The 19,760-nt window shown below is 72.2% G+C and carries 18 protein-coding genes and 1 other RNA gene; 5 read left to right on the forward strand and 14 right to left on the reverse strand.

Features of this window, described 5'->3' with window-relative positions; translation table 11 throughout:
• Nucleotides 1-1,539 (reverse strand): DNA polymerase III subunit gamma and tau (locus tag ACFVYA_RS16420; RefSeq protein ID WP_387045766.1); only part of this gene is annotated, 1,539 nt, incomplete at its 3' end.
• Between the two features lie 43 nt (nt 1,540-1,582).
• The gene (locus ACFVYA_RS16425; protein ID WP_387045768.1) at nt 1,583-3,148 is read right to left on the reverse strand and encodes an ALF repeat-containing protein; all 1,566 of its coding nucleotides are present in this window, start codon (nt 3,146-3,148) and stop codon (nt 1,583-1,585) included.
• A gap of 55 nt (nt 3,149-3,203) precedes the next feature.
• Between ACFVYA_RS16425 and ACFVYA_RS16430 the strand changes: the two genes are divergently transcribed.
• On the forward strand, nt 3,204-4,079 hold the full coding sequence (locus tag ACFVYA_RS16430) for a spermidine synthase (RefSeq protein WP_387045770.1): 876 nt from the start codon (nt 3,204-3,206) through the stop codon (nt 4,077-4,079).
• Nucleotides 4,080-4,376: 297 nt separating this feature from the next.
• Here the strand turns inward: ACFVYA_RS16430 and ffs are convergent.
• The 11 genes from ffs to ACFVYA_RS16485 all read right to left on the reverse strand — a co-directional run bounded on the left by ffs (nt 4,377) and on the right by ACFVYA_RS16485 (nt 16,350).
• An RNA gene (ffs, locus tag ACFVYA_RS16435) (signal recognition particle sRNA small type) lies at nt 4,377-4,471 on the reverse strand.
• 54 nt (nt 4,472-4,525) lie between these two features.
• The gene (locus ACFVYA_RS16440) at nt 4,526-5,125 is read right to left on the reverse strand and encodes an ATP/GTP-binding protein (RefSeq protein WP_387045772.1); all 600 of its coding nucleotides are present in this window, start codon (nt 5,123-5,125) and stop codon (nt 4,526-4,528) included.
• Entirely contained in the window at nt 5,103-5,456 is a 354-nt protein-coding gene (locus ACFVYA_RS16445; protein ID WP_285987110.1) for a DUF742 domain-containing protein, read from the reverse strand. Before ACFVYA_RS16445 ends, ACFVYA_RS16440 begins: the two co-directional genes overlap by 23 nt.
• On the reverse strand, nt 5,456-5,890 hold the full coding sequence (locus ACFVYA_RS16450) for a roadblock/LC7 domain-containing protein (protein ID WP_285987111.1): 435 nt from the start codon (nt 5,888-5,890) through the stop codon (nt 5,456-5,458). The genes ACFVYA_RS16445 and ACFVYA_RS16450 overlap by 1 nt, the downstream gene beginning before the upstream one ends.
• A complete protein-coding gene (locus ACFVYA_RS16455; RefSeq protein ID WP_387045773.1) occupies nt 5,887-8,730 on the reverse strand; it encodes a nitrate- and nitrite sensing domain-containing protein in 2,844 nt (947 codons plus the stop codon). The genes ACFVYA_RS16450 and ACFVYA_RS16455 overlap by 4 nt, the downstream gene beginning before the upstream one ends.
• A 25-nt stretch (nt 8,731-8,755) precedes the next feature.
• Nucleotides 8,756-9,544, reverse strand: a complete 789-nt coding sequence (locus tag ACFVYA_RS16460) for an ABC transporter ATP-binding protein (protein ID WP_387045775.1) — start codon at nt 9,542-9,544, stop codon at nt 8,756-8,758.
• Nucleotides 9,541-10,491: an ABC transporter permease gene (locus tag ACFVYA_RS16465; RefSeq protein WP_387045777.1), complete on the reverse strand. Its 951-nt coding sequence runs from the start codon at nt 10,489-10,491 to the stop codon at nt 9,541-9,543. Before ACFVYA_RS16465 ends, ACFVYA_RS16460 begins: the two co-directional genes overlap by 4 nt.
• The gene (locus ACFVYA_RS16470; protein WP_387045779.1) at nt 10,488-11,501 is read right to left on the reverse strand and encodes an ABC transporter substrate-binding protein; all 1,014 of its coding nucleotides are present in this window, start codon (nt 11,499-11,501) and stop codon (nt 10,488-10,490) included. Before ACFVYA_RS16470 ends, ACFVYA_RS16465 begins: the two co-directional genes overlap by 4 nt.
• 650 nt (nt 11,502-12,151) lie before the next feature.
• Entirely contained in the window at nt 12,152-14,035 is a 1,884-nt protein-coding gene (locus ACFVYA_RS16475) for a glycosyltransferase family 39 protein (protein ID WP_387045780.1), read from the reverse strand.
• A gap of 82 nt (nt 14,036-14,117) precedes the next feature.
• On the reverse strand, nt 14,118-15,623 hold the full coding sequence (locus tag ACFVYA_RS16480; RefSeq protein ID WP_285987117.1) for a cell wall metabolism sensor histidine kinase WalK: 1,506 nt from the start codon (nt 15,621-15,623) through the stop codon (nt 14,118-14,120).
• Nucleotides 15,601-16,350 carry a response regulator transcription factor gene (locus ACFVYA_RS16485; RefSeq protein WP_387045782.1) on the reverse strand — a complete coding sequence of 250 codons (750 nt, stop codon included), beginning with the start codon at nt 16,348-16,350 and terminating at the stop codon, nt 15,601-15,603. Before ACFVYA_RS16485 ends, ACFVYA_RS16480 begins: the two co-directional genes overlap by 23 nt.
• 183 nt (nt 16,351-16,533) lie before the next feature.
• On the opposite strand from ACFVYA_RS16485, the gene ACFVYA_RS16490 reads away from it, so the two are divergent.
• From ACFVYA_RS16490 to ACFVYA_RS16505, 4 genes are all read left to right on the forward strand, one after another.
• On the forward strand, nt 16,534-17,145 hold the full coding sequence (locus ACFVYA_RS16490) for a hypothetical protein (RefSeq protein WP_387045784.1): 612 nt from the start codon (nt 16,534-16,536) through the stop codon (nt 17,143-17,145).
• 109 nt (nt 17,146-17,254) lie between these two features.
• On the forward strand, nt 17,255-18,409 hold the full coding sequence (locus tag ACFVYA_RS16495) for a sensor histidine kinase (protein ID WP_387045785.1): 1,155 nt from the start codon (nt 17,255-17,257) through the stop codon (nt 18,407-18,409).
• Nucleotides 18,406-19,071 carry a response regulator transcription factor gene (locus ACFVYA_RS16500; protein ID WP_285987121.1) on the forward strand — a complete coding sequence of 222 codons (666 nt, stop codon included), beginning with the start codon at nt 18,406-18,408 and terminating at the stop codon, nt 19,069-19,071. Before ACFVYA_RS16495 ends, ACFVYA_RS16500 begins: the two co-directional genes overlap by 4 nt.
• A 9-nt stretch (nt 19,072-19,080) precedes the next feature.
• The gene (locus ACFVYA_RS16505; RefSeq protein ID WP_285987122.1) at nt 19,081-19,278 is read left to right on the forward strand and encodes a hypothetical protein; all 198 of its coding nucleotides are present in this window, start codon (nt 19,081-19,083) and stop codon (nt 19,276-19,278) included.
• Here the strand turns inward: ACFVYA_RS16505 and ACFVYA_RS16510 are convergent.
• The gene (locus ACFVYA_RS16510) at nt 19,268-19,714 is read right to left on the reverse strand and encodes a nitroreductase family deazaflavin-dependent oxidoreductase (protein WP_387045787.1); all 447 of its coding nucleotides are present in this window, start codon (nt 19,712-19,714) and stop codon (nt 19,268-19,270) included. The genes ACFVYA_RS16505 and ACFVYA_RS16510 overlap by 11 nt on opposite strands.
• Between the last annotated feature and the right edge of the window lie 46 nt (nt 19,715-19,760).

Consider the following 19,760-nt stretch of genomic DNA (forward strand, 5'->3'; position numbering starts at 1 on the left):
GCCTTCGGAAGAAGCGGGGGCGCTCGCCGGAGCGGGCGTGCCACCGCCGGGCGTGCGCACCGCGCCCCAGCCGCCATCGCCCGCCGGGGTCCCGGCCGCCGAAGCCGCCGGTGCCGCTGCGGCGGGTGCGGGCGTGCCACCGTCCGGCGTAGGCGCGGCACTCCTGCCTTCGTTCGGCTGCGCCGGAGCCGACGCACGGGCGGCACTCCCGCCGTCTGCCGGGTCGGCAGCGGCCGGGCGCCCGGGCGGCTTGACCGGCTCCGGCACCGGTGCCGGAGCCGCCGAAGCCGGGCGCTGCGAAGGCCTCGAAAACTCGCGTTCCGGAGCCGCGCGCACCGGCGGCTCCACGCCGCCCTCGGCCGGCGCGCCTCCGCCGCCGGCGAGCGTCGCGCGGCGCTCCAGGCGCTCGATCCGGGCCAGCAGGGCCTTCTCCGCATCGGTCACCGACGGCAGCAGCATCCGCGCGCACAGCAGCTCGAGCACGAGCCGGGGCGAGGTCGCGCCGCGCATCTCCAGAAGTCCATTGTGGACGATGTCGGCGTAGCGGGAGAGGGTGCCGAGGCCGAGCCGCTCGGCCTGCGCGACCATCCGCGACAGTTCCTCCTCCGGCGCGGACACCAGCCCGCCCGCGGACTCCGGCACCGCGCGCAGCAGCACCAGGTCGCGCAGCCGGTCGAGCAGGTCGGTCGCGAACCGGCGCGGGTCGTGGCCGGCCTCGGTGAGCTTCTCGACCGTGCCGAACACCGTGGCCGCGTCCTCGGTCGAGAGCGCGTCGACCATGTCGTCGATCAGCGCGACGTCGGTGACGCCCAGCAGCGCGACCGCCCGCGAATACGAAACGCCCTCCGGCCCGGCGCCGGCGAGCAGCTGGTCGAGCACCGACTGCGTGTCACGCGCCGAGCCGCCGCCCGCGCGGATGACCAGCGGGTACACCGCCGGCTCGACCTCGACGCCCTCGGCCGCGATGTTGCGCTCCAGGAGGTTGCGCATCGAGCTCGGCGGGATCAGCCGGAACGGGTAGTGGTGCGTGCGCGAGCGGATGGTGGTCAGCACCTTGTCCGGCTCGGTCGTCGCGAAGATGAAGATGACGTGCTCGGGCGGCTCTTCCACGATCTTCAGCAGGGCGTTGAAGCCCTGCGTGGTGACCATGTGCGCCTCGTCGATGATGAACACGCGGTAGCGCGACTCGGCCGGCGCGTAGAACGCCTTGTCACGCAGCTCGCGGGCGTCGTCGACACCACCGTGGCTGGCCGCGTCGAGCTCCGTGACGTCGATGCTGCCCGAGCCCTCCGGCGCGAGCGCCTTGCACGAGTGGCACTCGCCGCACGGGTCCGGCGTCGGCCCCTTGACGCAGTTCAGCGAGCGGGCCATGATCCGCGCGCTCGACGTCTTGCCGCAGCCGCGTGGACCGGAGAAGAGGTAGGCGTGGTTGATCCGCCCGGCGGCCAGCGCCGTGCGGAGGGGTTCGGTCACATGCTCCTGCCCGACGACCTCGGCGAAGGTTGCCGGACGGTACTTGCGGTACAGCGCTAGAGCCACGCCGCGAGAGTACCGGGCACCACCGACAACCTTCGCCGTGCGGTCAGGAGACCAGGGCCGCCGCTTCGGCGACCAGAGCGTTCACCTTGGTGACGTGCGCCGCCGTGAACGCGTCACGCGCCCGCGCCTTCGGCAGCTCGACGTCCAGGTAGTGCTGCGCGCCCGAGTCAGGCCCGTCGAGCACGCCCTGCGCGACCGCCCTCACCTCCGGGCCCTCCCCCAAGGTCCGGGTGACGTAGACGTCCAGGTCGATCAGGTGCGCCGTGTACCGGCCGTGGGCCAGGAACTCGCGGATGTCCGCGACGGTGCCGTCCAGCGCGTTCTGCGCCCACGACTTCGTCGCCGGGCCACCGGCCGCCAGGAGCTGGTTGACCTCGATGCGGTCGTCGGTGTCCCGGCCCGGGTAGTCACCGGTGCGCAGCAGCGCGGCGACACCGGCGTACGGGCCGGCGAGCGCGTCACGAGCCGCCTGGCGCAGGCCCGGGCGGGCGTTCGGGTCCGCCGCGATCGCCGAGACGGCGGCGCGGTCGTCGGACTCCTGCGCGACGGCGAGACCGCTGCGCACGAGCGTGACGACGTCGTCGTCCGAGCCGCTCAGCGCGGCACGGGCGGCGTTCTTGACGGCGGCACTGCCGTGCCGCAGCAGGTAGACGGACGCCTTGCGGCCGTTCGGCACGGTCAGCGCCGGGTCGGCCGCGTCGGCCAGCAGCTTGTCGTTGTCCTTCTTCGCCTGCGCGGCGCGATCCGCGGCCTCTTTGGCTTGCTGCTGCGCGGCCGCCTCGGCGGCCGCGGCGGCCCGGCCGGCCTCCTGGTTTTGGCCCTGCTGGGTGGCGAGCCGGTCGGCGTTCGCCTTCCGCGCGTCCGCGGCGAGCTGCGCGGCCTTTTCCGCGGCGAGCTTCACGTCCTGGGGCCGGTTGCCGGCCGCGGCGGCCTTGGCCGCGTCGAGCTGCTCCTGGACCGCGGTGACTTCGGCGTCGTAGTTCGCGGCGACCTGCCGCCACAGCGACAGGAAGTAACGGACGTCGTCGGGCGTGCCGTCGAGCGCGGTCTGCGCGGCGGCCACGACCTCCGGGCCGCCGGCGGCCAGGGCCTGGTCGGCCGCGATGCGCTCGTCGACCTCCTTCGCCTGCTGCAGGCCGGTCTCCAGGAAGGCCCGCACGTCGGCGGGGGTGCCGTTGTCGAGTACCTCCATGCCCTGCTCGTTCACGGTCGGGCCGCCGGTGTCCATGGCCTGGCTGACGGCGATCCGGTCGTCGGCGCTGCGGGCCAGCGGCAGGCCGTTCGCCAGGTACTCGCGGATGTCGTCCTGGGTGCCGCTGAGCGCCCGCTGGGCGGTGCGCTTGGTGATCGGGCCGCCGGAGGAGAGCGCCTGGCTGACGAGGACCCGCTCGTCGTCGTTCTGCGCCTGCTGGCGGCCGGTGGCCAGGAAGGCCTGCAGGTCGGCGGGCGAGCCGAGCAACGCCGCTTCGGCGGCTCGCGCCACGCCGGGGCCGCCGGTCTCCAGCAGGGAAACGGCCTGCGCCCGGTCGGGCAGCACATCCGCGGCCGCCGGCGTTGCGAAGACCCCGGCCGCGAGTGCCGCGGCAACGATTATTGCGTTTGCACGCAAGGTGAAACCCCCTCGATCGATGATCGTCCGTTCCCTTATCGCCGGAGCGGTCGGAATGTTTCCGATAACCTCGGATCCCGTGAGCCGCACGCGGAAGCCCGAGCCGGTGCCCGGGCGGTACCCGGTGCGGTTCGGCACGGCGGAGCTGGTCCGCGACACCGGCCGCGGCAACGCCTGGCTGGTGTCGGTGGACGGCGTCGCGCAGTCGTACGTCGACCTCGACGACCCCGCTCACCTGGAGTTCGACTACGTCCGCCGGTTCGCGGAGGTGGTGGACCGGCTGCCACCGGGCCCCCTGGACGCGCTCCACGTCGGCGGGGCGGCGTGCACGCTGCCGCGGTACGTCGCGGCAGCGCGGCCGGGATCCCGCCAGCTGGTGTTCGACGCCGACGGCGAGCTGGTGGAGCTGGTCCGCGCGCAGCTGGGGTTGCGGGTGCCGGGTGTGCGCGTCCGGGTGACGGACGGCCGCGAGGGGCTGGCGACGCGCCGGGAGGATTCGGCGGACCTGGTGGTGGTCGACGCGTTCGAGCGGGCAACGCTGGCCGGCGGCCTGGCAACGCTGGAGGCGACTCGGGCGATCGCGGGCATCCTCCGCGCCCCGGGCAGCTACCTGGTGAACATCACGGACGGTGCGGGCTTGCCGTTCGCCCGCCGCTTCCTGGCAACGCTGCTCGAGGTCTTCCCGGAGGTGCTGCTGCTGGCGGACCCGGGAGTCCTGCGCGGCCGCCGCTTCGGCAATCTGGTGCTGGCGGCCTCGGCAACCGAGCTCCCCACGGCAGAGCTGGCCAGGCAAGCGGCCTCGGCGGCCTTCCCGGCAAGGTGCGTATACGGCCCGGAGCTGCAAAAGCTGGCGGGCCGAGCGGCCCCCATAACGGACACAGACGCCCCACCGCCCCCCAAACCCCCGGACGACGTACTGGGCCTGTTCTGACCCCCACCGGACCACCGCAGCCACACCCACGACAGACCGCGGGGGAGCCGCCGCAGGCACGGCAGGTCACAAGAGCCGCGGCAGCGCACACCACCGTAGGCCGCGGGAGCCGCGGCAGCGCACACCACGACAGGCCGCGGGAGCTGCGGCAGGCACACCACCGCAGGTCGCCGGGGGGCGCGGCAGGGCTGGCAGGCCGAGCACGAGGCACCGTGGGGGTCCGGGGGCTCGGCCCCCGGGCAGAAGAACGAAGTGAAGGCCCGGCAGAGGGGCGAAGCCCCGAAGCCGGAGCCGAAAAGAAGGGGACCCCGCGCACCCGCCAGAGCCTGCTTATCCTTGCTGCCTTCCGGCCCTGGGGAGGTTCACAGGGTGGACGCCGCGCGGGGTCCGTGGATCAGTGTAGTCGGAAGGTCTCCGATGCCGCCGGAGACCCTGCCGAAAGCCACTCAGGTCCCCGCACCAGCCTGGGCTCGTGCCCGTTTGAACGTGTTGTGCAGCACCGCCAGCAGCGCGTCTCGCACCGAAAGCTTCTGCCGGGCGTCGAACGTGATCAGCGGGACGTCGTCACTGACCGCGAGTGCCCAGCGCACGTCCTCCAAGTTGTGGCCCAGCGAGCCGTCGAACATGTTCACCGCGACCACGAACGGCAGGCCCGCGTTCTCGAAGTAGTCGACCGCCGGGTAGCAGTCGTCCATGCGGCGGGTGTCCACGATGACCAGTGCGCCCAGTGCGCCGTGGACCAGGTCCTGCCACATGAAGCCGAAGCGGTCCTGGCCCGGCGTGCCGAACAGGTAGAGCTTGACCTCTTCGTCGATCGTGATGCAGCCGAAGTCGAGGGCCACCGTCGTCGTGGTCTTGGCCGGGACGTGGCCGGTGCTGTCCACGGCCGCGGCCACGGAGGTGATCGCCGCCTCGGTGGTGAGGGGCTTGATCTCCGAGATGGACGACACCGCCGTCGTCTTGCCGACGCCGAAGCCGCCCGCGATGACGATCTTGACCGGGGCCGGCGGCCGGGTGGCCGGTTCAGTGAATGGCTTCGAGTCCACGAATGACCCTTTCGATCATGCCGAGGTCGTGCGAGTTGTGGTTGCCCGGCCGCCGGACGACGACGTAGCCCAGTTCGGCGAGGTCGGCCACCAGCACCCTGGCCACGCCGATGTGCAGGCCGAGCATGGCGGCCACCTCGGCGACCGACATCGTGTTCCGGCAGAGGGAAACGATTTCCTGGCGTTCGAACGTGAGCTTGGGGTGCGACGCCGCGCCGAGGCGGGACGTCATGACCTGCGCCTCGATTTCGAGGCTCTGGTCGACCGGCTGGGCGCGCCCCGAGGTCATCAGGTACGGCCGCAGCAGCGAGATGTCCGGTTCCTCGGGCATCACGACCCCACGGTGTTCTTGAGCTCCTCGATCAGGCCCGGCGTGAGCACCTCGGTGGCGCGGTTGGCGAACATCGCCATCTCGTAGGCGATGGTGCCCAGGCTGGCCTGCTTGTTGGCCAGCACACCCAGCGAACAGCCGATGCTGATCGTGCAGACGAGCAGGTACCCGTGCTCGAGTTCGATGATCACCTTGTCGGGCGAGCCGAGCGGGTGGCTTTCGGAGACGCCGTGGGCGAGGCCGAGCATGGCGGAGGAGATGGCGGCCAGGCGGTCGGCGTTGGAGCGCTCGAGCTCCGTCGACATCGCGATCAGCAGGCCGTCGGCCGAGACCGCGATGGCGGCTATCGCGCCCGCGGTGTGCTGCGCGAAGCGGCTCACCAGCCAGTTGAAGTTCTGGGCTTCGACACTGACGCCAGCTGCGGGGATGCTCATTTCCTGCTCTCTTCTCCTCGTTCCATCACACGACCGGCGACCACGCCTCGGGGCGGGCTGTCTGCCGTAACGTCCTCCGCCTTCGCGAGGCCGGCGGCGAACGCGTCGAACGCCGCTCGTTCGGCCGCCGGGTCCCGCTTGCTGCGGTTGACGACGGCGCGGGCGAGCGGCCGCCCCGCGGTCTGCTGACGCAGGCCCGGGGCGAGCTGGGCGCCGGGGACGCGGCGGATCAGGCCGTCGCGCGACTGCGCGGCGGCCGAGAAGGGGGCCGTGGCCACCGGCTGCGCGTCCGCGGGAGCGCGGGCCGGGAGCGGTGACCCGGGTTCGGTCACGGCGGCGGGCGGCGGGTCGGCCGTCAGCGCGCTGACCTCGGCGGCCTTGGCGAAGGTGCTGGTGGGCGGGACGCTGACCTCGGCGGCCTTCGCGAAGGCGCTCGCGAAGCCGTCCATCGCGGCCTTGGTCGCTTCCGGGTCGTGCCGCGGCTTGGCGTCGGTCACCGGCTCGGACGTGCCCGGGCTGGGCAGCTGGGCGCCGCGGACCCGGCGGCGCAGGCCACCCCGCGACTCCGATGAAGACACCGAAGACACCGAAGACACCGCCGTCGCCGACGTCGTCGCCGTCGCGGCCGCCACCGCCGGTTCGGGCGCTTCGGCGGACTCGGCGTCGGGTTCGGCGTCCGGCCACACCGGTTCCAGTTCGCGGAACCAGCGGAAGCCGTTGCCGTGGCCGAGCAGCGCCGGGATCGCCGGCGCCGGCAGTTCGGCGGGCCGGTCGCGTTCGGGCGCCGGCGGCCGGAAGTCGTCAGAAGAGAACAGAGCAGCCGGCGCGATCGGGACGGCCGGTGCGGCGTGCCGCGGCGACGACGCGCTCGGCGGCGCGGCCTGCGCCGGGATCACGGGTGGCTGCTCGGTTTTCGACCGCAGCTGGGTGCGGTGGCTGAACAGCGACGCCGGGATGGTCAGCCGCGCGGTCACGCCGCCGGTGGTCGGCGTCGCGAGCAGCTCGACACCCAGCTCGTGGCGCCGCGCCAGGCGGCCGACCACGAACAGGCCGAGCACACTGGTCGGCGCGAGCTCCAGGCGTTCGCGTTCGACGAGCCGCCGGTTCTCCTCGCCCAGCTTCTCCGCGGTCATGCCGATGCCGTGGTCGACGATGCTCACCAGGCAGGCGCCGTCGGCCAGCAGCATGGTGTCCACTTCGACCATCGAGCCCGGCGGCGAGAACGACGTCGCGTTTTCCAGCAGCTCGGCGAACACGAGCACGAGGTCGGCGCCGAGGGCCGACGACAGCAGGATTTCGGCGACGACACCGAGCTTGACGCGCTGGTAGTCCTCGATCTCGGCGAGCGCCGAGCGCAGCGCCGTGGACAGCTCGATCGGGCCGGCGATCCGCGTTTCGTCGCGGGTGCCGGACACCACGAGCAGGTTGTCGGCGTTCCGGCGCAGGCGGGTGGAGAGGTGGTCGAGCCGGTAGAGGCTGGCCAGCAGCCGGGTGTCCTGCTCGTTGCGCTCGACCTCGTCGATGAGCGCGAGCTGGCGGCCGACGAGGTTCTGCGTCCGCTTCGCGACGTTCGCGAACATCAAGCTGGTGTTGCGCCGGGTGAGCGCCTGGCGTTCGACCAGCTCGGCCGCAGTGGTCTGGACCCGGTTGAACGCGGCGGCCAGCTTCCCGAGCTCGTCGTCGGAGACGACGTCGATGGTGGCCAGGCGCGGGATCTGCTCCTCGGCCTCCTCGGTGTCGGTCACGCGGACGAGCTCGGTGCCGGCGAGGTCGGCGACCGACGTCGCCGCGGTGGTCAGCTGGCGCAGCGGCCCGGCGATCGAACGGGACACCGCGACGGCGAGGAAGGCGACCAGCAGGAACAGCCCGCCCGCGCCGAGGCCGACCGTCCAGGCCAGCCGGGTCGCGCTGTCGGCCCGCTCGGTCGCGGAGTCGGTGATCTCGCTGATCGCCCGTTCCTGCACGAGCTTCCGCTGTCCCGCGTGGGTGTCCGCCGCGGAGAGGACGTCCGAGACGTACCGCGTGGTGCCCGCCGCGTCACGCGGGTTGCCGACCTGGGCGGCGAGGTCGTCGACGCGCCGGCCGGCGTCGCTCTGCTCGACCCGGACGACGAGGGCGGCCCGCTCGCTGTCGTCGCCGTCGTCGCCCTGCTTGACGAACCGGTCGATGAAGATCGGCGCCTGCTGGGTCGCGTCGTCCAGGATGGACCGGCCGGCCGCCGGCGACACCGCGGTCACGATGAGGGCCATCGCGCGCAGCGAGTTCTCCTCGTTCGCCCGCAGCAGCGCGTCCAGGGCGGTCAGCTCCCGCGTGCCCTCGGCGTCACTGGTGAGCTGCGGGACCAGGCGCAGGGAGTCGATCACCGCGTCGACCACCGCGTTGTAGGTGCGGGCGACGCTGTCGAGCGCGACGCCGCGGCGGGCCGCGTTCTGCCGCAGCTCGCCGAGCGAGCCGATCCGGGTCAAGGCCGCGGAAAGCTCGTCGGGAGCATCGTCACCCAGCGAAGCGCGGACCTCGGCGACCGTCCTGTCGACCGTTTTCTGCTGCTGCACCATCTGATCGGGGCTCGCCGAAGGCGTCGCCACGAACGCGGCCGTCAGCAGCCGCTCGCGCTGCAGCTGCCACATCAGCCCGCCGAGCTGCTGGGCGTGCCGCGCCACGGCGGCCGACTGCGCCGCCGCGCCGGCGCTGTTCGCCTGCGTCAGCACGAACGGCACCGACACCAGCACCACCGCGACCAGCGGGGGCAGGAGCAGCAGGTTCAGCTTGCCGCGAATACCGAGCCGGGTGAGAAAACCCCCGCCGCCGGCCCGTTCCGCGGCCGACCTGCCGTGTCTCATCCCGCCACCTTCCCGTCTTCCGTTCTCACTCGACCGCGGCCACCCGGCTCACGTGGCCCCGGTGCTGCTCCCGGACCAGGTCCTCGATCCGGGCGCGCAGCGCGAGGAACCGCGGTTCGCGCTTCACCGCCAGGTCCCGCTCGGCGGGCAGCGCCACCTCGACGTCGGCGGCGATCCGGCCCGGGTCGGAGGCGAGCACCACCACCCGGCCGCCCAGGAACACCGCTTCCTCGACGTCGTGGGTGACCATCAGCACCGTGGTGCCGGTGTCGGCCCACACCTGGCGGATCAGCACCTGCATGTCCTCTTTGGTCTGGACGTCCAGGGCGCCGAAGGGTTCGTCCAGCAGCAGAACTTCCGGTTCGCCCGCCAGTGCGCGCGCGATCGCGACGCGCTGCTTCTGGCCGCCGGAGAGCTGCTTCGGCAGCGACTTGCGCACGCCGTCGAGACCGGTCTCGGCCAGGTACCAGTCAACGCGCTTGGCGCGCTCGGCGGCGTCGATCGAGAGCAGCTCGAGTCCGAACGCGACGTTCTTCTCGACGCTGCGCCACGGGTAGAGCGCGCCGGCCTGGAAGACGAGCCCGCGGTCCGGCCCCGGCGCGGTCACCGGCACGCCGTCGAGCAGGATCTCGCCCTCGGTCGGCCGGCTGAGCCCGGCCACCAGCGACAGCAGCGTCGACTTGCCCGAGCCGCTCGCGCCGACGACGCAGACGAACTCGCCGCGCAGCACCTCGAGGTCGACGCCGTCGAGGGCGCGCGTGGTCTTGCCGCGGACGGTGTAGTCCTTGGCGACGTTCCGCAGCTCCAGCGTCATGCCGCCCACTTCCCGACCCGCGTGCGCAGCAGGCGCAGCAGGACGTCGATTCCGAGCCCGGCGATCCCGATGACCACGAGCACCGCGAAGATCTTGTCGGTCTGCAGGAACCGCTGCGCGCGCACGATCCGGTAGCCGAGGCCCGCCGAGGAGTTGATCAGCTCGGCGACGACCACGAAGTTCCACGCCGCGGCGGCGTTGACCCGGATCGCGTCGATCATGCCGGGCAGCGAGTGCGGCACGACGATCTTGCGCAGCACCTCGCCCCGGCGCGCGCCGAGGGTGTAGGAGACGTCGATGAGCGAGTCCGGCACGCCGCGGACGACGTCGGCGGTCATCAGCGTGTTGAAGAAGACCGTCCCGATGAAGAGGATGGCGATCTTCGACGGCTCGCCGAGGCCGAGCCAGATGATCAGCAGCGGGATGAACGCGCTCGCCGGCAGGTAGCGCAGCAGCCCGATCAGCGGCTCGAAGAACGCCTGCCCGGCGGTGAAGGAGCCCATCAGGATGCCGAGCGGCACGGAGACGAGCACGGCGAGGCCGAAGCCTTCGAGCACCCGCTGGGTGGTCGTCCAGAGGTCCTCGAAGAGCTCACCGGTGCTCGCCATGTCCACCCCGGCCTTGAGCACCGCGGCCGGGGACGGCAGGAACGTCGAATCGACGGCCCCGCTGACGCTCAGCACCACCCACGCCAGGAACGGGATGGCGAACGACAGCGCCGCGAGTGTCCAGCGGGACGTCGCGGAAATGGGCGTGCGCAAGGAGAAAAGCGGCGAAGCGGACGGCTTCAGCCCGGCCCGGCGGGGCAGCGGCGACCAGTCCGGCCCTCCACCGCCCACCCGGTCGGCCTCCTGCTGCTCGGCGAGCCGCTGTTCCGCTTCCTGCGCCTCGGCGGCCCGCGCCTCGGCCGTGTTCGCCGGAGTGGTGCGCTGGGTCGGACCGGTCACTGGGGGGCGGCCTTCACGAACTGGTCGTCGAACAGGCCGTCGAGCGAGGGCCGCTGCTGGGCGAGCCCGGTGCCGACGATGAAGTCGATGATCTTGTTCGCCTGGAAGTCGAGGTTCTTCGGGGTGACGCCCGGGGTGAACGCGTCGATGTTCTGCTGCCGCGTGAAGATCGTGGTGCCGGCGTCGTAGGACTTGTAGTCCTCCTCGGAGACGCCGCCGCGCTTGGCCATCACCTTGACGGCCGCGTCCTTGTTGTTCTTGATCCAGGTCAGCGTCTCGAACCAGGTGTTGACCAGCGCCTGCACGTCCTTCGGGCGGTCCTTGACCAGCTTCTGCGACGTCACGAGGTGGTCGGGGATGGCGCCGGGGAATTCGGCCGACGTCGAGATCGCGCGGCTGCCCGCGCGCTCCAGCGCCGTCGAGGTGAACGGCGCGAACGCGGCGACCGCGTCGACCTGGCCGCTCTTGAACGCGGCCGCGGCGGCGTCGGTCGGGAGGTTGACGAGCTGGATGTCCTTTTCGGTCAGGTTCGCCGACTGCAGCGCGAGCAGCAGCAGGTAGTGGTCGACCGCGCCCTGCTCGACGGCGACCTTCTTGCCCTTGAGGTCGGCGATGCTGGTGATCCCGTCACGGGCGATGATCTTGTCGTTGCCGGTGGAGTTGTCGTTCACCAGCACGATCGACAGCTTGGCGCCGCCGGAGACCGACGACAGGGTGTCGTTGAGGGTCTGGCTGTTGGCGTCGATGGCGCCGCTGGAGAGCGCGTTGATGCTGTCGGTGTAGTTGTCGAAGTACTTGAGGTCGACGTTGACACCGTTCTTGGCGAACAGGCCCTGCTCCTGCGCCACCTGCCAGGGGAACCAGCCCGGCCAGGCGCTGAACCCGATGGTGATCTTGCTGCCGCTGCCGGAAGCGGAGCTGTCGCTGCACCCGGAAAGCGCGGTGACCCCGGCGAGGGCCAGCAAAGTCAGGAGCACCGTCAGCAGACGGGGGCGAGGACGGGAAATCACAACGAAACTCCAGGTTGCGGGGGAAGTGGAGTGGGGCCGTACCAAAGGGGGAATTGCGCGCTCGGGGCTACGGGTGGTGACGACGAGAAGGTCGATCGGTTCGAGCTGCGCCACCGCGCACGGTCATCGCTGCTCTCTTCCGGCCGCACCTGATCGGGTCATCGCGAGAGAACGCGGACAGGAGGCGCCTACCCCCAGTGAATCCCAGCACTCAGCGTGCCGGATCAGCCACCCCTGTCCCTCTCCCGGCGGAGAGCCTAGCGAGTAGCACAAGATCCCCACAACGTCCGCTCATTGCATCCGAACGAGTGACCGCCACCTGGGCTAACCAGCGGGATCGACGCGTTCGAGATCGTTTTGAACGCGGTTTCTGTCGGCCGACCGGCCAAGAATCTGACGTGCGCGTGCACGGAGCGCGTGCAAGTGCACGCCTCGAGACTCCTGGTCGTTACGGTGGCGACCAAGAGTACCGAGATCATCACCCAGAGCGCATCGATGGATCCGAATGGTCGTTCGGAATGAGCCGGCCACGCTCCGGAAATTCGAACACCTGTCCGCATCCGCCGATACCGCAGCGGTCTGGAATACGCCGAATGATTCCCGAACTGTTAACACGCTTGAAACAATTCCACCCGGCTGCGCAATTTCGATCAGCTGACAGATTTAGTCAGGTCGTAAACCGTCGTGCCGCCCACCGTGAGCGGCGCGAAGTTCTGCTCGACCCAGGCCTGGATCTCCCCGGCGGTCCCGCGGCCGCCGCCGAAGCCGCCGCGACCACCGGCGACGTAGTAGTGGAGGTCGCCGTCGGCGACGTACTGCCGGAACTGCGTCAGCGTCGGCGCCGGGTCGCTGCCGCTGAAGCCGCCGATCGCGAGCACCGGCCGTCCGCTCGCCAGCGCCAGGCCCGCCGACTGCATCGCGCCGCTCTGCGCCGCGGCCCACTTCGTCGTCGTGCTCCTCAGCAGGTCGATCACCGCGGTGTCGGTCTCCCCCGCCCCGAAGCCGCGCGGGCCGCCGAAGCCGCGTCCACTCGCGACGGACGGCCCGGACGACGGCGTCCCGCCGGAGTGCGCGGTCGCGGCCGTCGCCAGCGTGAAGGACGTGGTCCCGAGCAGCGCACCGCACAGGCCGAGCACGGCCACGACCGGGCCGAGCCGCCGGAAGCGGTCGACGCCGAACAGCAGGCCCGCGACGGCGGCAGCCCCGGCGACGAGGAGCGCGTAGCGGACCCACGGCTGCCAGTCCGGCGTCCGCGCGAGGAGGAGGAACGCCCAGACCGCCGTCACCGCGAGCATGACGGCGAGCACCGCGCGAGCCGCGAAGTTCGCCCGGCCGCGCCAGAGCTCGCGCGCGGAAATCGCCAGGGTGGCGGCGATCCCGGGGGCCAGGGCGACCGTGTAGTAGGGGTGGATGATGCCGCTCATGTAGCTGAACACCAGCGCGGTGACCACCAGCCAGCCACCCCACAGCAGCAGCGCCGCCCGCGTGCGGTCGGTGCGCGGCGCGCGGCGGGTGAACCACAGGCCGGCGACCAGCCCGATGACCGCGGCCGGCAGCAGCCACGACGCCTCACCGCCGAACTCGCCGCCGAACAGCCGCGTCAGGCCGGCTTGGCCGCCGAAGCCGCCACCGAAACCTCCCCGGGCACCGGTGGGCAGCTCCAGCCCGGCGGGCGGCGTGCCCGCCCGCCCACCGCGCCCTTCGCCGAAGATCCGGCCGAGGCCGTTGTAGCCGAACGCCAGTTCCAGCACCGTGTTGTCGGTCGAGCCGCTGATGTAGGGCCGGTCCGCGACTGGCCAGAGCGCGACGGCCGCGATCCACCAGCCGGCCGAGACGACCACCGCGCCCGCCGCGGCGACCAGCTGGCCGAGCCGGCGGCCGGGCGACGTCGGCGCCGCGACGGCGTAGACCAGCACGAACGCGGGCAGCACGAGGAACGCCTGCAGCATCTTGTCGAGGAAACCGAAGCCGATCGCGACCCCGGCGAGCAGCAGCCACTTCGTGCTCGCGTGTTCCAGCGCCCGCACCACGCAGTAGGCGCCGGCGACGAGCAGCAGAACGAGGAAGGCGTCGGGGTTGTCGTAGCGAAACATGAGCGCGGCGACCGGCGTCAGCGCGAGGCCGGCCCCGGCCAGCAGCCCGGCACCGGGACCCGAGAGCCGCCGAACGGCGAGGTAGAGCAACCCGACGGACGCGACGCCGGCGAGCGCGTCCGGCACCAGCAGGCTCCAGCTGGAGAAACCGAAGAGCCGCCCCGACAGCCCCATGACCCACAGCGAGAAGGGCGGTTTGTCGACGGTGACGACGTTGCCCGGATCGAGCGAACCGAAGAACAGCGCCTTCCAGCTCCACGTGCCGGCCTGCACGGCCATCGCGTAGAAGTCGTTGGCCCAGCCGGTTTTCGCCAGGTCCCACAGGTAGAGCAGTGCGGTGCCGGCCAGCAGCGCGGCCACGGAAGGCTTGACCCACCGCGGTTTCCGGACGGCTTCGGGAGCGGGCTGGGCGTGTTCGGGCGCCGACAGCGTGGTCGTCATGGCGTTCACCGTGTCGGTGCCGGATGTGGTGAACTTGTGGCGAAGCTGTGCGTCAGCTGTGCATCCGCCCGACCGCTTGCGCTCAGGGGGCCAGTGCCTCCGGGAACGTGATCTCGAACTCCGTCCGCCCCGGCCGGCTCTGCACCCCGACGCGCCCGCCGTGCGCCGCCACCACCGCGGCCACGATCGCCAGCCCGAGCCCGGTGCTCCCGGCCGCCCGGGACCGTGAATTGTCGCCGCGGGCGAAGCGCTCGAAGATGTCCGGGAGGATTTCCGGGGGGATGCCCGGGCCGTCGTCGGCCACCCGGAGCCGGACGATTCCGTCCGCTGTGGACAGTGTGGTCGTCACCGTCGTGCCCGGTGGCGTGTGCGTGCGCGCGTTGGCCAGGACGTTGATCACCACCTGGTGCAGCTGGCCCGCGTCGCCGCGGACGCCGATCGGTTCGCCGGGGACGTCCATCAGCCACTTGTGGTCCGGGCCCGCGACGTGCGCGTCCGCGACCGCGTCGGCCACCAGGCGGCACAGGTCCACCCACTCGTGCACCACCGGGCGGCCGGAATCCAGCCGGGCGAGCAGCAGCAGGTCCTCCACCAGCGTCGTCATCCGGCGCGACTCGGACTCGACGCGGCTCATCGCGAACGCGACGTCCGGGGGCACCTGCTCGCCGCCGCGGCGGGTCAGCTCGGCGTACCCGCGGATCGCCGCCAGCGGGGTGCGCAGCTCGTGGCTCGCGTCCGCGACGAACTGGCGGACGCGGTTCTCGCTCGCGTGCCGCGCGGTCAGCGCGTTCGCGACGTGCTGCAGCATCCGGTTCAGCGCCGAGCCGACCTTGCCGACCTCGGTGTTCGGGTCGGTGTCGGCCTCCGGGACGCGCTCGGACAGCGCCACTTCGCCGCGGTCCAGCGGCAGTTCGGAGACGCGGGTCGCGGTCGCGGCCAGCCGGTCGAGCGGTTGCATCGTGCGGCGGATCGTCGCCGCGCCGACCGCGCCCGCCACCAGGATCCCGGCGAGCGCGACCCCGCCGAGGATGAACCCGAGCTGCCAGAGCGTCTCGTTGACGTCCCGCAGCGGCAGGCCGATGACCGTCTTGTCGCCGTTCGGCTCCACCGTCGAAACGACGCGGTACTCGCCGAGGCTGCCCCCGAGGTCGACGCTGTGCTGCTTCCCGTCGGACGGCACCGCGAGCAGGATCAGCACCTGCGCCTTCGGGAGATCGCGGAACGGCGCTTTGCGCTTCGACGGCGCGCCGACGGTGGAGTCCAGCACGCTGCCCCTGGCGAGCACGCCACGCTGGACCGCGGCGAGCGTGCCGTCGCCCTGGCCGAGCGCGCGCAGCGGGTCCGGTGGTGGCGCTTCACCGTAGGTCCACGGCGGCGGGCGTTCCCCGGCGTGCGCGGCGCGGTCGCTCGCCGCGGCCAGCCGCTTGTCCTGCTGGCCGACGAGGAACTCGCTCAGCGCGAACTCGGTGACCACGCCGACGACCAGGCACACCAGGGCGAGCAGCGCGGCGAGCTGGACGATCAGCCGCCGCCGCAGCGACCACGGCCGGCGGACGCGCGCCGGTTCAGCCTGCGGGCTTGAGGACATACCCGGCGCCCCGCATGGTGTGGATCATCGGCTCGCGGTCGGCGTCGATCTTCTTGCGCAGGTAGGAGATGTAGAGCTCGACGATGTTGGCCTGGCCGCCGAAGTCGTAGCTCCACACGCGGTCCAGGATCTGGGCCTTCGACAGCACCCGCTTCGGGTTGCGCATGAGGTAGCGCAGCAGCTCGAACTCGGTCGCGGTGAGCGGCACCAGGTCGCCGCCGCGGTGCACCTCGCGGCTGTCCTCGTCCAGGGTGAGGTCGCCGACGACGAGCGTCGACCCGCTCGCCCCGGTCACCCCGCCCGCCCGGCGCAGCAGCGCGCGCAGCCGCAGCGCGACCTCCTCGAGGCTGAACGGCTTGGTGACGTAGTCGTCGCCGCCCGCGGTGAGCCCGGCGATGCGGTCTTCGACCGCGTCCTTCGCCGTCAGGAACAGCACCGGCAGGTGGGCCGCCTCGGACCGCATCCGGCGCAGCACCTCGAGGCCGCTGAAGTCGGGGAGCATGACGTCGAGGACGACGGCGTCGGGGCGGAATTCGCGCGCGATCCGGACGGCCTCGGTGCCGTCGCCCGCGCTGCGCACCTCCCAGCCCTCCATCCGCAGGGCCATCGAGACGAGCTCGGCCAGCGTCGCCTCGTCGTCGACGACGAGGACCCGCACCGGGCTCCCGTCGGCGCGGCGGAGGTCGGCCTTGCCAGGGCCGGGTGACGTGGCGTTCATAGCGGTCATAGTGCCACCTTCCCGGTCTGGCGTCGGTGTTCGCTGTGCGGTCGCTGTGCGTTTGCTGTGAAGGTTCGCGCGTTCGGGGCGGCTTCGAAGAGGCACAGCGCCCGCTGACGCTCCGCACAGCTCAAACACAGCCGGGGCGGCGAACCTGAGCGGGACCAGTGTGGGCACCACCGGAGGGACACGATGACGACCGAGCCGATGCCGAACACCCAGCCCGAGGGCAGCAACTGGGGCGACCCGGCCCCGGCGGCGCCGAAGAAGGGCTGGTCCGGCAAGAAGACGGCGATCGCGGCTGGCATCGCCGTGGTGATCGCGGCGGGCGGCGGCGCGGCGATCTGGGCGGGCACCAGCAGCGCCGACAACACGGCACAGGGCCCCGGCGGCTTCGGCGGCCCGGGCGGCCCGGGTGGCGGCCAGTTCCGCGGCCAGGGCATGCCGGGAGGTGGTTTCGGCGGCGGAATGGCAGCGGTGCGCGACGCCCTGCACGGCGACTTCGTGGTGTCGAACGGCAGCGGCGGGTACACGACCGAGCGCCTGCAGACGGGCGACGTCACGGAGCTGACCGCCACCTCGGTGACGCTGACCAGCAAGGACGGCTACAAGCAGACGTACACGCTCGACTCGTCGACCCAGAAGACGGGCGACGTGAAGACGGGCGACACGAACGTGACGGTGGTGGCCAAGGTGGAGGGCCAGACGGCGACGGCGACCACCCTGGGCAAGGGCTTCGAGCCGGGCCAGCGCCAGCCGGGCCAGCGCCGCGGCGGCAGCTACCCGGCCCGCCCGACGAGCTGACCCCGGCGCCCCCCTCCGGCCAGGGAACGCCCCGGTGCCGCGGACCCCTCCACGCCGCATCGGGGCGTTTCCGTTCCTCGCGTTCGCCGGTTAGGGCACAGTTGCGGGTGTGCAGGACATCCGGGGGTCGCTGAGACGGCAGTCGCTGCTGGTGGCGCTCGTCTGCGTGGTCTGCGACGCCGCCCTCTTCACCCTTCGCGGCCCGCTCGGGGAGGCCGGGTGGCGGGCCTGGGCCGTGCTGCTCAGCGGCGTCGCCGTCAACGCCGCCCTCGCCGGCGCCGCGCGGTACTCCGGGTGGGTCGCCCTCGCCCACGCCGTGCTCTTCGTCGGTGCGCCGCTGCTGCTCTGCACCTGTCAGGGGTACGTCAGCGGCAACAACGCCGGGATCCTCATCGCGGGCTACCGGGCCGGGGCCTGGCTGCGGCCACGGCCCGCCGTGCTCGCGCTCGGCGCACTGCTCGCCGGGGTCACCGCCGGCTGCATCGCCGGCGGTGGGCGCACCGCCGGCGACTGGCGGCTCATCGCCATCAACGTCAGCGTCTCCGCGCTGCTGCCGTGGCTGGTCGGCCGGTACACGACCGCCCGGCGCGCCTACATCGCCGATCTCGAACGCGAAGCCGACGAACGCCGTCAGCACGAAGAAGAAGCCATCAAACGGGCCGTCCTCGAGGAACGCACCACCATCGCGCGCGACCTGCACGACGTCATCTCCCACCACGTCAGCGCCATCGGGGTGCACGCCGGCGCCGCCCGGCTCGGCCTCCCCGAGGGTGCCGAACCGGCGCGGAAGTCGCTCGGCGCCGTCGAGTCGGCGAGCCGCTCGGCGATGGCCGACCTGCGCCGGCTGCTCGACCTCCTGCACGCCGAGACCGACGTCGAACAGCCCGGCCTGGACAACCTCGACGAGCTGGTCGAAACCGTCCGCGCAGCCGGCCTGCCGACCCGGCTGACGCTGCGCGGGGAGCCCCGCGAACTGCCCGGCTCGCTCGACGTCGCGCTCTACCGGATCGCCCAGGAAGCCCTGACCAACGCCCTGCGCCACGGCCAGGGCCCGGTCGAGGTCGAGCTGAACCACGGCCGCACCGAGGTCGTGCTCACGGTGACCAACGGCCTGCGCGCGGACCGGACGGCCGAGGGCGAGCACGCCCACCGCGGCCTGGCGGGCATCCGCCAGCGCGTCACCCTGTTCGGCGGCCAAGTCTCCTACGGCGAGGCCGGCGGGCTCTGGCAGCTGCGCACGACCTTCCCGGTGGAGAGCACATGATCCGCGTCCTGCTGGCCGACGACCACGCGATGTTCCGCTCCGGGATGCGCGCGCTGCTCGACACCCAGCCCGACTTCACCTGCGTCGGCGAGGCGTCCGACGGCCGCGAAGCCGTCGCCGAGACCGCGCGCCTGCGCCCGGACGTCGCCGTCCTCGACGTCCGGATGCCCCGCCTCGACGGCCTCGCCGCGACCGAGGCGATCCTGGCCGCGCCGGGCAACGACACGCGCGTCCTCGTGCTCACGACCTACGACGCCGACGAGTACGTCTACCGCGCGCTGCGGGCCGGCGCGAGCGGGTTCCTGCTGAAGAGCCTGGCGCCGGAGGAGCTCGTCGCGGCGATGCGGGTGGCCGCGCGCGGCGACGCGCTGATCGACCCGTCGGTGACGCGGCGGCTGGTCGCGAAGTTCGCCACGGTCCTCGAACCGGCGGCCGCCGAGCCCCCGGAGCTGGCCCGGCTGACCTCCCGCGAACGCGAGGTGCTGCTGCTGCTCGCCGGGGCCTGCAGCAACGCCGAGATCGCGCGGAAGCTGCACGTCGGCGAGGAAACGGTCAAGACGCACGTGTCCCGGGTGCTGAGCAAGCTCGGGCTGCCGGATCGCGTGCACGCCGTCGTCTACGCCTACCGCCACAAGCTCGTCCCGGACGACCGGCCTGCTTAGACTGGGTGGATGAAGCGCTGGATCACCTTCGCGGTCGGAGTCGTGCTCGTGCTCGTCGGCGCCGTCTGGGTGCTGCAGGGCATCGGCGTCATCACCGGCAGCTTCATGACCGGCCAGAAGCTGTGGTTCCTCATCGGGCTCGCCGCGTTCCTGGTCGGCGTGGTCCTGATCGCCGCCAATTTCACGCGGCGCAAACCTACTTCGTGAAGATCTCGAAGATCGGGTAGCCCGGCGCGATCTCGCGCAGCTTCTCGTCCGAGGCCTTGGCGTCGACGCCGTCGAAGAACACGCCGACCTCGAACTTCCAGCGCTTGAGGTACGCGCGCAGGATGCCCGGCTTTTCGTCGTGGGCCAGCTCGCGGAAGGTGAACGTCTCGACGCGGCGCCCCACGCGCAGCGTGCCCTGGCCGGCCGCCCGCAGGTTGCGCACCCACTGCGTCTCGCCACGCGGGGCGACGAGGTAGCGGACGCCGTCGACGGTCAGCAGGTTGACCGGCACCGAGCGCGGTTCGCCGCTCTTGCGGCCGACGACGGTCAGCACCCGGCTGCCCCAGACGCTCACGCCCAGCTTGGTCAGCTTCGCGACGGCCTCGTTGAAGGCGTTGGTGGACTTCTTCGGCTTGATGTAGCGGGACTCGGTCATGGTGTCCTCCGAAGTTTCGGGAGAGCAGTGCTCTCGGTTAAGAGCA

It is taken from the genome of Amycolatopsis sp. NPDC058278, from assembly GCF_042881395.1.
Classification (GTDB): domain Bacteria; phylum Actinomycetota; class Actinomycetes; order Mycobacteriales; family Pseudonocardiaceae; genus Amycolatopsis.